General features: G+C 71.7%; 14 protein-coding genes. 5 read left to right on the top strand and 9 right to left on the bottom strand.

What is annotated here, in order from left to right:
• Positions 1-145 precede the first annotated feature (145 nt).
• Entirely contained in the window at positions 146-1,471 is a 1,326-nt protein-coding gene (locus tag ACH442_RS39385; RefSeq protein ID WP_396343225.1) for a radical SAM protein, read from the bottom strand.
• Between the two features lie 35 nt (positions 1,472-1,506).
• On the bottom strand, positions 1,507-1,695 hold the full coding sequence (locus ACH442_RS39380) for a hypothetical protein (protein WP_396343224.1): 189 nt from the start codon (positions 1,693-1,695) through the stop codon (positions 1,507-1,509).
• 153 nt (positions 1,696-1,848) lie between these two features.
• On the opposite strand from ACH442_RS39380, the gene ACH442_RS39375 reads away from it, so the two are divergent.
• Positions 1,849-2,490 (top strand): ArsR/SmtB family transcription factor, encoded by a 642-nt coding sequence (locus ACH442_RS39375; RefSeq protein ID WP_396343223.1) that lies wholly within the window; start codon positions 1,849-1,851, stop codon positions 2,488-2,490.
• 344 nt (positions 2,491-2,834) lie between these two features.
• On the opposite strand, the gene ACH442_RS39370 is transcribed toward ACH442_RS39375, so the two are convergent.
• Together ACH442_RS39370 and ACH442_RS39365 are read right to left on the bottom strand one after the other, a co-directional pair.
• On the bottom strand, positions 2,835-3,110 hold the full coding sequence (locus tag ACH442_RS39370; RefSeq protein ID WP_396343222.1) for an RNA polymerase sigma factor: 276 nt from the start codon (positions 3,108-3,110) through the stop codon (positions 2,835-2,837).
• A gap of 40 nt (positions 3,111-3,150) precedes the next feature.
• Entirely contained in the window at positions 3,151-3,765 is a 615-nt protein-coding gene (locus ACH442_RS39365) for a pyridoxal 5'-phosphate synthase (protein ID WP_396343221.1), read from the bottom strand.
• 119 nt (positions 3,766-3,884) lie between these two features.
• On the opposite strand from ACH442_RS39365, the gene ACH442_RS39360 reads away from it, so the two are divergent.
• Complete coding sequence (locus ACH442_RS39360) at positions 3,885-4,292, top strand: YciI family protein (protein ID WP_396343220.1); 408 nt, start codon at positions 3,885-3,887, stop codon at positions 4,290-4,292.
• A complete protein-coding gene (locus tag ACH442_RS39355) occupies positions 4,289-5,422 on the top strand; it encodes an RNA polymerase sigma factor (protein ID WP_396343219.1) in 1,134 nt (377 codons plus the stop codon). Before ACH442_RS39360 ends, ACH442_RS39355 begins: the two co-directional genes overlap by 4 nt.
• 66 nt (positions 5,423-5,488) lie before the next feature.
• On the opposite strand, the gene ACH442_RS39350 is transcribed toward ACH442_RS39355, so the two are convergent.
• The 3 genes from ACH442_RS39350 to ACH442_RS39340 form a co-directional block, all read right to left on the bottom strand.
• Positions 5,489-6,652: a TetR/AcrR family transcriptional regulator gene (locus ACH442_RS39350; RefSeq protein WP_396343218.1), complete on the bottom strand. Its 1,164-nt coding sequence runs from the start codon at positions 6,650-6,652 to the stop codon at positions 5,489-5,491.
• A 382-nt stretch (positions 6,653-7,034) separates the two neighbouring features.
• Positions 7,035-8,171: an NAD(P)/FAD-dependent oxidoreductase gene (locus tag ACH442_RS39345; protein ID WP_396343217.1), complete on the bottom strand. Its 1,137-nt coding sequence runs from the start codon at positions 8,169-8,171 to the stop codon at positions 7,035-7,037.
• A gap of 255 nt (positions 8,172-8,426) precedes the next feature.
• A complete protein-coding gene (locus ACH442_RS39340) occupies positions 8,427-9,689 on the bottom strand; it encodes an MFS transporter (protein WP_396343216.1) in 1,263 nt (420 codons plus the stop codon).
• Positions 9,690-9,867: 178 nt separating this feature from the next.
• Between ACH442_RS39340 and ACH442_RS39335 the strand changes: the two genes are divergently transcribed.
• A complete protein-coding gene (locus ACH442_RS39335; protein ID WP_396343215.1) occupies positions 9,868-10,632 on the top strand; it encodes a dienelactone hydrolase family protein in 765 nt (254 codons plus the stop codon).
• A gap of 151 nt (positions 10,633-10,783) precedes the next feature.
• Here the strand turns inward: ACH442_RS39335 and ACH442_RS39330 are convergent, their stop codons facing one another.
• On the bottom strand, positions 10,784-11,356 hold the full coding sequence (locus ACH442_RS39330; protein ID WP_396343214.1) for an NADPH-dependent FMN reductase: 573 nt from the start codon (positions 11,354-11,356) through the stop codon (positions 10,784-10,786).
• Positions 11,357-11,561: 205 nt separating this feature from the next.
• Positions 11,562-12,230: a hypothetical protein gene (locus ACH442_RS39325; RefSeq protein ID WP_396343213.1), complete on the bottom strand. Its 669-nt coding sequence runs from the start codon at positions 12,228-12,230 to the stop codon at positions 11,562-11,564.
• Between the two features lie 60 nt (positions 12,231-12,290).
• Between ACH442_RS39325 and ACH442_RS39320 the strand changes: the two genes are divergently transcribed.
• Positions 12,291-13,115, top strand: coding sequence for an NAD(P)H-binding protein (locus ACH442_RS39320; RefSeq protein ID WP_396343212.1), 825 nt, complete (start codon positions 12,291-12,293; stop codon positions 13,113-13,115).
• Positions 13,116-13,129: the final 14 nt, after the last annotated feature.

Here is a 13,129-nt window from a genome sequence, read left to right as displayed (position 1 = left end):
CGCGGTGCGGGCCGCCCGGCCGTGGCCGCCGCGGTCCGTCGTCCGGCGGCGCGGCAGGCGTGACCCGGTCTCGCCGCGCCTGGCGCACGGTCGAGCGCCACGGCCCGGCCCGGGGTGGCGCCGGCCCGTCGCAGCGGCTCGCCGGTCAGCCCGGGCGGCAGCCGGATCCGATGGCGTAGAGGTCGAGACGGTCACGGACGTTGTCGCGCAGCGGGGGACACGGCGCGAGACCGTCGCGCCACAGTTTGGGACATGCGCCGCCGCAGAGGGGCAGGATCGCGCAGGTGCGGCACGGGGTCTCGCCGGCCGCCACAGCCTCGTACCAGTCGTCGAACGCGCCGGCCGGGCGCGGGCCGACCGGGTCCAGGGTGGTCACCTCGCCCAGAGCGGTGCCTTCCTCGGCGGCGACCAGTGGCTGTTCGGTGCAGCTGAAGACGCGACCGCCGGCGTCGATCACCTCGCTGTGACGGCTGGTGGCGGTGCACACGACACGGGTCACCGCGGTCGGCAGCAGGCCGAAGCGCAGGCCGTGCCGCTGGTACGCGGCGAACCAGGACAACTCGGCCTCGGCCATCTCCCGGGGCGAGACGGTCAGCGCGGTCACGTCGTTGCCCCACGAGTGGATCGGCGCCGGGTAACAAGTGACCCGGTCGTGGGCCAGCCCGGCCTCGGCCAACTCGGCGGCGAAACGGTCGGCGAGGGCGGCGTTGTGCGTTCCGACGTTCGTTCTGACCACGAAGTACAGACCGGTCAGCTCGGGATCGGTGAGTGCGCTCGCGATGGTGGTGAGGATGTGCCGGAAGGATCCGCCCCCGCGTTTCACCGGGCGGCTCGCGTCGTGGACCTCGGCCGTGCCGTCCAGCGTGACCTCGACCTGCCGGATCCGGCACTGCCGGTGCAGCACGCGCAGCTTGCGCGCGTCCAGCAGCACACCGTTGGTGACGATCTTCGAGGTGTAGCCGATGCCGGCCGCGTCGGTGCTGGCGGTGAACCGGGTGGCGAGATCGCGCAGAACGGCGAAGCCCATCAGCGGCTCAGCGCCGAACCAGCGGACATTGATCGTGTCGTAGCGCCCGGACCGGGAGATCCGGTCGATCCGCTCGACGAGGGCGTCCCGGTGCCGGCCGGACACCCGGCCGCGGGTGTGCCGCTGGCCGCAATAGCCGCAGCCCATGTTGCAGTACGCGCTCGGCATCACGACGAAACTTCGGGTCCGCAGGTCACGGGCAGCGGCCCGGCCTTGATCGAGGATTTCGGCGGCTTCGTCGCGATCCACCTCGACCAGCAGGCCGGCGTCGGCAAGGCGGGCGTCGCGCACGTCGTCGGGTGGCGGTGGTGGGGAGGCGGCGGACGGCTGGTCGAGGCGGGCGGCGGTGGCCAGGTCGGCCAGGAAGACACGGGCGGAACCGGTGTGCAGGACCGGCCGGACAAGACGCCCCGACGGATGCCGGAACGTCGTCCGGCCGACCATCGTCCAGCGACTGGGTCGCAGGGGCGTGTCACTGGTCAGAGCAGGTCCTCGTGGCAGGCGCCGTTGACGCTGCAGCCGTGCATGAGGTTCGTCGTCTGGTCGGTGATCTCCTCGAGGAGCATGTGCATCTCGTGCTGGGCGGCGGTCGCGGCGGCCGTCAGGTGAGTCAACGCCTGATCAGCGAGCTGAGCCCCGTGCACGACGAGCCAGGGTTCGATGGGCATGATTGCTTCCCTCCGGGGTTCCACACTGGACGTCCAGATTTCCTCAGACGTCCAAGGCTCGTCAAGCATTGAGTATCATCTTGGCATCGCGCCGGGCGTGAACATCGAAGTATGGTGTGACTAGGTAGCAAAACGGACGAGAAGGGCTCAGGGATGGCCGCGCGGATTGTCGAGGATGTTGAGACGCTGAAGGCTCTGGCCGATCCCGCGCGCCTGTCGATGCTCGAGCTGATGATGACCGGGCATGCCCGCTCCTGGACCGCCAAGGAACTGGCGACCGCGATCGGCATGCCGGTCAAGAAGATCTATTACCACCTGGCTCTGCTCGAGCAGCGTGGCCTGCTCGAGGTCCGGGCCACCCAGGTGGTGAACGGGATCATCGAGAAACACTACGGTGCCAGCCAGAAAAGCATCACCTTCCAGCGCGGCAACGGCTCCCCGGGGGTGCCGGCGGCCGGTGCCGAGGAGGTCGGCCGGCTCGTCACCACCCTGTTCGACCAGGTGGAAGGCACCATCATGGACGGGCTGCGCGCCGGCCGGGTGGTGATGGACCGTGCGGCCCCCGACGATCGGCGGGTCGTGGTCAGCTACAGCACGGCCCGGATGTCCCCGGCGCAGGCCGGCCGATTCCGTGACGCGCTTCTCGGCGTGGTGGCCGAGTTCGACGCCATGGCCGCGCCCGGCATGCCGACGTTCGAGCTGCTGGTGGCGTTCAGCCCGGTCGACGGCCACGCCGGCGAGGATCCGGTCGACGGCCACGCCGGCGAGGATCCGGTCGACGGCCACGCCACCTGAGGCCGGCCGAGCGCGCGTCCTGACCGGTCCGGCGGGACCCGCCGCAATCCTCGACCCGGGCACCCGGCCATCCGTCGTACCGGCCCGGTGATCGTCTTGCCCGGCGTCGCACCGCGGCCGTCGGCGTCCCTCCACCGCGATCATCCCGACGACCGCGACCGCCGCACGGTCGCACGGTCGCGCTGACGAGCGGCGCCCGGTGGTGCGGGCGGTCGTCGAGGCCCTGACCCGGCCGGTGCACCGGCACTGCCTCGACGACCCGGACGCGTGGCTTCCCCGGCAGGATCCGCACCACCCGTGACGGCCGCTAGTGGTTCGGCTTGACATCGTGACGGATCGTTCCGTCACGCAGGGTCAGGTCGTAGGTGAGGAAATCCATCGGCTGGCCGTTCCTCTTCTCGAACGAGGGTCCGGGCGATCCCGAACAGCCAGGCGCGCAGGTCGCCGGCCCGGCCCGGCGCCTCCTCCAGGCGGCGCCACGCCACCAGGAACGCGTCGGCCACCACGTCCTCGGCGTGGCTGGGGTGCACGCGGCGTTGCGCGAACCGCAGCACCTCCGCGTACGTGTCGGCGAAAAGTGCCCGGAAGCGCTGCTCCCGATCCGGCTTCAAGGTCCTCACGCCCGATTCCTGTCCGGCACATCGGCGAGTGTTACCTCGATCAGGGCCGGAGAAGCTCGCGGCCCCAACCACCGCCGGCGCGGATGTAGCGCAGGCGGGTGTGGTGGCGCCCCTCGTCGCCCTGCCAGAATTCGACCTCGGTCGGCTCCAGGGTGTACAGGGTCCATTCGGGAATGACGATCTCCGGATCGACCTGCGGCACGGGCTGGTCGGTGAGCGGCCGGCTCTGCCGCCCCAGCGCCGCCTCGGCCCGCGCGGTGGCGGACCGCGCCAGGAAGTCGGCGGCACTGTCCTTCGCCGACGCGCGCCGGACCGGACCGCGGAGACGGATCTGCCGCGCCTGCGCCGCCCAGTAGAAGGTCAGTGCCGCCGCCGGATGCCGGGCCAGGTCACGGCCTTTCGGGCTGGTCGCGTGCACCGCGAACTGCCACCCTCGCTCATCCACGTTCTTCACGATCAACACCCTTGCCGCGGGTACGCCGTCCGGACCGATCGTCGACAGCGTGGTCGCATGCGGTTCCCTGACTCCCGCCTCGACCGCGGTGACGAGCCACGCCACGAACAGTTCGTCGGGGCGGTCCGGAGCGGACGCCGGGTCGAAGGCGGGCAGGTCACCGGCGAAGACGGGCAGCGCGCGGAGGTACTCACGGATCATGGGGCGACGCTAGACCCGTACTCCCGGGGGTGGGTCAAGAAAGAATTCCGTGGACGGATGTCGAGAAACGCCCGCCCGCTCCGTCCCCGGGGCGAAGGACGACGAGAATGGAGCCCATCATGGCGAAGTACCTGCTGCTCAAGCATTACCGCGGCGCTCCGGCACCGGTCAACGACGTGCCGATGGACAAATGGACGCCGGAGGAGGTCTCCGCTCACATCAAGTACATGAACGATTTTGCCGCGAAGCTGGAGCAGACCGGCGAGTTCGTCGACGGTCAGGCCCTCGCTCCGGAGGGCACCTGGGTCTCCTACGACGGTCCGGGTCGCCCGCCGGCCACCGACGGGCCGTTCGCGGAGACGAAGGATCTGATCGCCGGCTGGATGATCATCGACGTGGACAGCTACGAGCGCGCGGTCGAGCTGGCCGGCGAGCTCTCCGCGGCGCCCGGCGCCGGTGGCCGGCCGATCCACGAGTGGCTGGAGCTGCGCCCGTTCCTGCACGCGGCGCCGACGATCACGGAATGAACGCGGAGCTCCTCCGGAGTCTCACGCCCAGCGTGATCGGGGTCCTCGTCCGCCGCGGAGCCGACTTCGCGGCGGCCGAGGACGCCGTCCAGGACGCGCTGGTCGAGGCGGTCCGGTCCGATGCCGCCGAGCCGCGCGACCCGAAGGGGTGGCTGGTCACGGTGGCCTGGCGCAAGTTCCTCGACGCGGCGCGGGCCGACACCGCGCGCCGCCGCCGCGAGGACCTCGCCGATCAGGAACCGCCACCGGGACCGGCCGCCGCGTCCGACGACACGTTGCGGCTCTACTTCCTCTGCGCGCACCCGTCGCTGACGCCGTCGTCGGCGGTGGCGCTCACGCTGCGGGCCGTCGGCGGGCTGACCACGCGGCAGATCGCCGACGCGTACCTGGTGCCGGAGGCGACCATGGCGCAGCGCATCAGCCGGGCCAAGCGGACCGTCTCCGGCGTGCGGTTCGACCAGCCCGGTGACGTCGCGACGGTGCTGCGCACGCTCTACCTGGTCTTCAACGAGGGCTACTCCGGGGACGTCGACCTGGCCGCCGAGGCGATCCGGCTCACCCGGCAACTGGTGACCGTGATCGATCACCCGGAGGTGGCCGGGTTGCTCGCCCTGATGCTGCTGCACCACGCCCGCCGGGTTTCGCGGACCGGGCCGGACGGCCGCCTGATCCCGCTTGCCGAGCAGGATCGCCGAAGATGGGACACGTCGTTGATCGCCGAGGGCGTTACCGTTCTGCAGGCGGCGCTGGCCCGTGACCGGCTGGGCGAGTTCCAGGCGCAGGCCGCGATCGCCGCCCTGCACGCCGACGCGCAGACCGCCGCCGAGACCGATTGGGTTCAGATCCTCGAGTGGTACGACGAACTCGTGCGCCTGACCGGCAGCCCGGTGGTCCGGCTCAACCGTGCCGTCGCGCTCGGTGAGGCCGACGGGCCCCGGGCGGGTCTGGCGGCGCTGGCCGCGCTCGACGAGTCGCTGCCGCGGCACACGGCGGTCGCGGCCTACCTGCACGAGCGGGCCGGTGACCTGGACACGGCCGCCCGGCTCTACGCGGAGGCCGCGCGCAAGGCCACGACCGTGCCCGAACGTGACCATCTGACCCGCCAGGCCGCCCGCCTCAACTCCCGCTGAGCCGGGCAGTCGAAGCCTTACCCCGATCACCATCCCGACCGGCAACCGTCCCTGACCGTCCGCCGGTCACCCTGTCAGAGCACCGATCATCAGCGCCGTCACGGCATCACGGTGGCCGGGTGTGTCCGCCCAGGCGAGGGCGCGCCCGGCCGCCACCACCACCCCGAACCCGGCGTGCACCAGTACCCGGGTCTGCCGCGGGTCGAGACCCGGCCGCACGGTCCGCAACTGCTGCTCCCACACCGCGAGGTGGTCGCGCTGCGCCACGATCAACGGTCGCTGCAACTCGGCCGGCAGCGCCCGGATCTCGGCTTCCGCCACGCTGGTCAGCGCGTTGTGCTCGAAGCTGTAGGCCACATAGGCCGCGGCCGGCGCGAGCACGGCCTCGCGCGGATCGGCCGCCCGGTGCAGACTGCTTTCCACCGCCTGGGCCAGCAGCCCGGCTGCCTGCAGGCATGCCGCCGCCAGGATGTCCACCTTCCCGGGATAGTGCCGGTAGATCGCCGACGGCGCGAGTCCCACCGCCTGCGCGATCTGCACGTTGGTGACGTTCGCGAAACCGTCCCGCGCGAACAGCGGAATCGCCGCGGCAAGAATCTCCGCCCGCCGCGTGCGCGGCACCGGCTGCGCCGGCAGCTCCACCGCACCGGAACTGCCCGCGGCCGCCTCCGGATCCGCGGTGACCACACCCATTGCCGACGCCAGCGCCAGCTCCTCGAGCCGGCGCTGCGCGATCGACGTGTGGTGCATCGTCACTGAGCCGATCGCGCCGAGCGCCGCCATCGCCCGCAGATTCCCGTCGGGCCGGGGATGCTCGCGCTGAACGAGATCGGTCATCCGCGCGGCGACCTGCCCGAATTTCGCCCGCAACGCCCGCCTGTCGTCGCACTCCAGGTAACGCGCCTCCCATCGGTACAGGCCCCCCGACGAGCGGTGCGCCACGGTCACCCGGATGATTGCCGCGAGCACGTCCTCCAGCCGGGCGTCGGCCGGGGGCTCGTCGAGCGCCGCCACCAGCCGGTCGGCGATGACGTCGGCGCACTCGGCGAACAGCGCGTACTTGCTGGGGAAGTGCCGGTACAGAGCCGCGGCACTGATGCCGACACCGGCGGCGATCTCCTCCATCGACGCCGCGTGGTAGCCGCGCTCACTGAAGACCTGGCCGGCCGCCTCGACGATGAGTTGCTTGCGGTTGCGGGGCCGGGTCGCCGGGCTCGGCTCGGCGGTCATGCCCGCTAGTCAATCACAGACCACCAGGCCGGACGGTGGTCCCTCACGCGGGAAAGCCCAGGCCGCTCCGGGCCGGGCTGCCCGCTTCCCGCAGTACGGCGTGAGCCCGCCGCCGTCGTCGCCGAGCTTCACGCCGTCGGCGCCGAAGCCGGCGCGCCGCGAGCCGGTCAGAGGAGACTGATGTTCTGGGCCAGGGACAACGTGCTGGGGTAGTTGACGGTGTCGGTGGCTCGCCGCATGTAGGCGCGAGCGTGGTGGGTGCGGGCACCTCACGCTCGTACATGGTGGAAAGTTCCTGCGCGAACCGGGCCCGCCGGCGCCATTGCGGGATCATGCCGACGCCTCCTGCTCGGACGAAGCGTTCAGACGAACGGTGCGGTGGTCAGACGATGTGGGACTCCGGGCGGCCCGTCGCGTCGGTCAGGAAGCGGGCGGCGGTCAGCGGGCCCACGTCGACGACCGGGGCGCGGTCCAGGTAGAGGTCGCGGATGACCTCGCCGACCGCCGGGGCCTGCAGGAAGCCGTGGCCGGAGAAGCCGGTCGCGTACAGGAAGTTGTCCTGGCGCCCGATCAGCGCGTTGTGGTCCGGGGTCACCTCGTAGAGTCCGGCCCACCCGTTGCGCAGGCCGACCTCGGCCAGTTGCGGCGCGCGGACACCGACGGCGGCGGCGAACCGGGGCAGCCAGTCGTCCGAGTAGTCCAGGTGGAAGCCGGGTTCCTGCTCCGGGTCGGACATTCCCATCAGCAGCCCGGGGCCTTCGCGGTGGAAGTAGAAGGTGCTGGTGAAGTCGATGGTGAACGGCACCACTCCGGTCAGGGCCGGGAGCGGCTCGGTGAAAATTATCTGCCGTCGCAGCGGCGTGACCGGCAACGGCACTCCGGCCATCTTCCCGATCGCGGCGGACCAGGCCCCGGCGGCGCAGACGACCGCGCCCGCGGTGATGTCGCCACGGCTGGTCCGCACCGTCCCCGCGGCCAGGTCGAGGCCGGTCACGGCGATGCCGGTGAGCACGGTGGCGCCGTGGCCGCGCGCGCCGCGGGCGTAGCCGAGCACCACCGACTCCGGCGTGCAGTGCCCGTCGTCGGGGGACCAGGCCGCGGCGAGCAGGCCGTCGGTCGCGATCAGCGGCGAGAGCCGTTTCGCCTCGGCCACGTCGATCATCCTGCTGGTGACGCCGAGCTCGTTCTGCAGCGCCACGTCGCGTTCGAACGCGGCCACGTCGCCAGGGGTGGAGAGAAGGAACAGGTACCCGACCCGGTGCAGGTCGATCTCCTGCCCGGGGCGCTGTCCGAAGCCGGCGAACGCCCGCAGGCTGCGCGCACCGAGCTCGATGTTGATCCGGTCGGAGAACTGGGCCCGTACGCCGCCGGCCGCCCGGCAGGTGGAGCCGCCGCCGAGCCCGTCGCGCTCCACGAGCACGACGTCCCGGACACCGGCCTCCGCCAGGTGGAACGCGATACTGACGCCGATCGCGCCGCCGCCGATGACGACCACTTCCGCCGTGCTGGGAACGGTCATACGCCCATCATGGGGTGCGTTTCTCGTGCAGGTCCATTCGCCATTCGTACGGGGAAATGTTTGATCTTTTTACATGGTCGGGGGTGGGTGTGGACTGGCCGAGCGTGCAGCTGCGGTCGCTGGTCGAGCTGCGGCGGCGCGGCACGGTGACGGCGGTCGCGGCGGCGCTCGGTTACCCCCCGGGAGCCATCTCTGCGCGAGCTGGCGCCGGACCCGGCCCGTCCACCGTGACCGGCTTCGGTCGGCTGCGAGCGATCAGCGGTCCGCGTCTGCCTCCGGGATGCGGTCACCGGTCACCGAGGCCCGTCGCAGCGGCGCCGAGAACATCGCCCAGACCACGGTGACGACCTGCAGCACACCACCGGCCAGCAGCACCGCGCGCACCCCGCTCCAGCCCGCGGCCCAGCCGCACACCGCGTAGGTCACCGGCATGAGCCCGACGATGGCGAACGACATCAGGCTGCCCACCCGGCCCAGCATCGGCTTGTCGGTGTTCGCCTGGACGAGGCTCATCGCCGAACTGCCGGCCACGGTGAGGAAGAAACCCAGCCCGGCCAGGTCGGCCACCACCACCGGCAGCGGCAGGGACAGGCCGACGACCACGCTGAGCAGGGCCTGCCCGGTGGACATGGCGATCATCAGGACGCCGGTGCCCGCACCCGGCAGCAACCCGAACCCGAGCAGCGCCGCCCCCACGGTGGCCCCGGCGCCGAGGGCCGCCATCATCAGCGCCAGGCCGGCGACACCCCAGCCCTCGGCATGCGCCAGCAGCGGCAGACCGACATTGATCGGCCCGCCGGACCCGAGGTTCACCAGGATCGCGAAGAGAAGAAGACGAGCGAGCGTACGGTTGCCGCGCGCATAGCGCAGGCCGGCGGTGAGCTGCTCGGTGAACCGTGGGCGCTCCTTGCCGGGGGCCGGCGGCGCGACCGGCACCACGCGCAGGGCCAGCACCGAGACCAGGAACGTCACCGCGTTGGCGGCGAACACCCAGCCGACCCCGAAGCCGATCAGGGTCCCGCTGAGCGGCGGCCCGGCGAACTGCGCGAACCGCAGCGCCAGGGTGCGCAACCCGTTGCCGGCCGGTAGCGACTCCGGCGGGAGCAGGTGCGGCAGCATGGTCGTCAGCGCCGGCTGGAACACCGCCTCCACGGCACCGAAGACGATCACGAGCACGAACAGGCCCGGCAGGCCGAGCACCCCGGAGAACGCCGTCACCGCGGCAACGGCCATCACGACCGCCCGCAGCACGTCGCTGCCGAGCATCACGCGCCGGCCGCCGAAACGATCGGCGAGCACCCCGCCGCCGAGCATCAGCACCGCGCGGGGCACGGCCGCCGCCGCCAGCAGCGCGCCGACCGCGCCGGGGGAGGCGCCCAGCCGCAGCGCCGTCCACGGCAGGGCCACGAAATAGAGCTGGTCACCGAGGAGGGAGACGAAGTGTCCGGCCAGGAACGTGCGGAACGCCGGCTCACGCAACGGAACGGTGCGCAGCCCCACTCGTGTCCGGTCCGGCACGAACAACCCCCATCTGATCGATGAGCGTCAGTCTACCGCTGATCATCATCGCGTCCCTCGACGCTATCGCAGTGTCGGGTCGCCCTTTTACTCCCCCCTCGTACGGGTTCCGGGCGGGCCGTACTGGATTGCGACTCCCGGGTCTGATGGGCGGAACCGCGACAGTAGCGTGTGCCGCATGACTGAGCTGTCCCCACTGCACCAGGAACTCGTCGACACCGTGCCGGCCGGGGCGGGCACGCGGATCGAGACCGTGACGGTCGCCTACGAGCACGACGGGCAGCCCCTGGAGGGCTACGCGGCCCACGACGCGGCGATCACCGAGCGCAAACCGGCCGTGATCGTCGTGCACGACTGGACCGGCCTGCGGGAATACCCGAAGGCGCGGGCGCAGATGCTGGCCCGGCTCGGCTACTACGCGTTCGCCGCCGACATCTACGGCACCGGCCGGCGCTTCGAGTCCGCCGACGACTGTGCCGCCGAGGCGGGGAAGTACTACGGGGATCTGCCGCTGATGCGGGCCCGGGTGCGGGCCGCCTACGACCTGGTCGCCGAGGACCCGGCGGTCGACCTGGAGCGGATCGTGGTGATCGGCTACTGCTTCGGCGGCTCGGCGGCGCTCGAGTTCTCGCGCGACGGTGCGGCGCTGCGCGGCGTGGTGTCGTTGCACGGGCGCCTGATCGCACACGAGCCGGCCGAGGTCGGGGCCATCAGCGGGGCGTTGCTGGTGCTCACCGGGGGTGCCGACGACGTGGTGCCGGACTCCGCGATCGTCGCGTTCCAGGACGAGCTGCGGACCCGGGCGGATCTGGACTGGCAGGTGACCGTCTACTCCGGTGCGGATCACGCGTTCAGTCTGCCGGGCACGCCGGCCTATCACCCGGTCGCGGACAGGCGCAGCTGGCGGGACCTGGTCGCGTTCCTGGAGGAGGTCTTCGCCTGACCCCTGGCCGTAGTGGGCTTTCGGCGGCGGCTGGTGGAGCTTTCCGCCGTGACCGAGGTGCCGCCGCCGGGAGCCGGCCGCCAACGGGCCGGATCCCGGCGAACGCGCACCGGTTTGCGTTTGCGCGGTCGGCTTCGCGTGCGGTCGCGGCTTACTCGGCCCGCAGGGTCCGCAGCGCGCCGGCCAGCTTCAGCAGCTCGTCCAGCATGGTCTTCGCCGACGCCTCGACCTGCGCCGACGGGACGAACTCGCCGTCCTCGGTCAGGAACTGGGCGAACATCGGCACCGACACCGCCTCGAGCACCGGCACGATCTTCAGCGAGGACAGCACCGGCTTGAGCGCGGTCGCGGCCCGCAGCCCGGCCGACACCCCGCCGTAGGAGACCAGCCCGGCCGGCTTGTTTTTCCACTCCACGAAGAGGTGGTCGAGCGCGTTCTTCAGCGACGCCGGGAACGAGTGGTTGTACTCCGGGGTCACGAACACGTACGCGTCGGCGCGCTGCACGATCGCACTCCAGTCCCGCGTGTGCTGGTGCTTGTACTGACCCAGCCGCGGGTGGTTCGGCTCGTCCAGCAGGGGCAGCCCGACCTCGGCCAGGTCGACCAGCTCGACGTCGAAACCGCCGTGCGCCTCGGCGACCTGCCGCATCCACCGGGCGACCGCGTCGCCCTTGCGACCGTCGCGCGTGCTGGCGGTGATGACCTGCAGGACCGGATTCGACATGCTTGCTCCTTCAACTGTTTGTGCCGGGAACAATCTAACGCGGCAGGTGATCATGGGTGGTGTGACCGGCCTCCGCACCCCCGACGTCGGCACGGCGACGGCGCGGAGCGTCGAATGCTCCGCCGAGTCGGCGACCGGCGCCGGCATCAGCGCCCATGATCTGGGTGGCGCCGCCGCCACCAGGGAATTCACCCAGGCGGTCGACTCACTGAACGACACCGCGCCAGCGCTGACTTGCGCGGTAGGCGACCCCGCGGACGCCGTGCAGCAGGCCGGTCGGATGCAGGTCCCGGCTCGCGTTCCGGATCGGGTCGAACGCGAGTGCCGCGTCGACGGGCGAGGGCAGCGTCTCACCGAGCGTCACCCGGCCGAACGGCTGCACCGCGACGCCCCTGATCGCGTACAGCAGAAGGGTGGCGGCCTCGCCCACCGCATCGAGTGACCGGCCCAGCGGCCGGCCCACCGGATCCGGGCCGGCGGCCAAGTAGAGCTTTCCGCCGGAACCAGTGCGATAGGCGGCGATCGATCCGTAACGGGCGTCGAAAGTGCGGCGCGGCATCGGCAGCCGCCGGCCCCAGCGGCCCGGCCCGACCGTGGAGAGCAGCAGATCGGTGCCCTCGACGCGGATCGCGACGCCGCGCACGTCGGCCCGCGCGCCCCGCGTGCCCCAGCCCTTGGACATACGCACCGTGACGTCGTAGCGGCCCGGCTGATCCAGCAATGCCGAGCCGGTCGGCTCGACACATCCCCAGATCTGCAGCTCACCACGCAGGGATCGACCGGCTGGATGCAGCGAGCGCCGCCGCCGGGACCGCGCCAGCCGCACACCCACCGCTACCGCCAGAACCCCGGCTGCCCACCGCTTCGCCATCATGTCCCCCGGCGTACCCAGAAGCCTTGACCTCATCCTCGGTTGAACTATGAGAATCGCCGCATGACGATTGTCGTGTTCGGGGCCAGAGGCAGGGTGGGACGTCAGGTGCTCGGCGGACTGCTCGCGGCGGGGGAACAGGTCCGGGCGGCGACGCGCCGCGAGAGCCCCGATTTCGAGGCCGTCACCGCGGATCTGGAGAGGCCGGACACGCTCGTCCCGGCATTGACCGGGATCAACGGCGTTTTCCTGTACGCCGTCCCGGCCGGGATCGACGGATTCGTGACCGCGGCCCGGGCTGCCGGGGTGCGCCGTGTCGTTCTGCTCTCCTCGGCGTCGGTGGTCCGTCCGGGCGCGAGAGACACCCCGATCAGCCGTCGCCACCGCGTGGTCGAGGAGGCCCTGGAATCGTCCGGAATGGAGTGGACCTTCCTCCGGAGCGGCATGTTCGCCACCAACACGATCGGCCTGTGGTCCCGATCCGTCCGGCGGGAGAGCACCGTGCGGCTCGCGTTTCCGTCGGCGCATTCCGCACCTGTGCACGAGGCCGACTTGGCCGCGCTCGCCGTCGCCGCCCTCACCACCGGCGACCATTCCGCAAAGGCCTATACGGTGTACGGCCCGGAGTCGCTCACCCTGCGTGATCAGGTCGGTGCGATCGCCGCGGCGACGGGGCGGCCGATCGCGGTGGAGGAGGTGACCGAGGAGGCGGCCCGGGCGCAGATGTCCCGGTCGATGCCGGAGGCGGTGGTCGCCGCGACCCTGCGCACCTGGGCGGCCTCGGACGGCAAGCCGGTGGAGACGTCCACGGTCGTCGCCGACGTGCTGGGGCGGCCGGCGCGCACGTTCGCCGAGTGGGCCACCGACCACGCGGACGACTTCCGCTGACGAACTTTTGTCAG

Source organism: Actinoplanes sp. NPDC020271, from assembly GCF_044388125.1.
Classification (GTDB): domain Bacteria; phylum Actinomycetota; class Actinomycetes; order Mycobacteriales; family Micromonosporaceae; genus Actinoplanes.
Note: the sequence above shows the minus strand (reverse complement) of the source record. Positions and strands in the feature narration are given on the sequence as shown.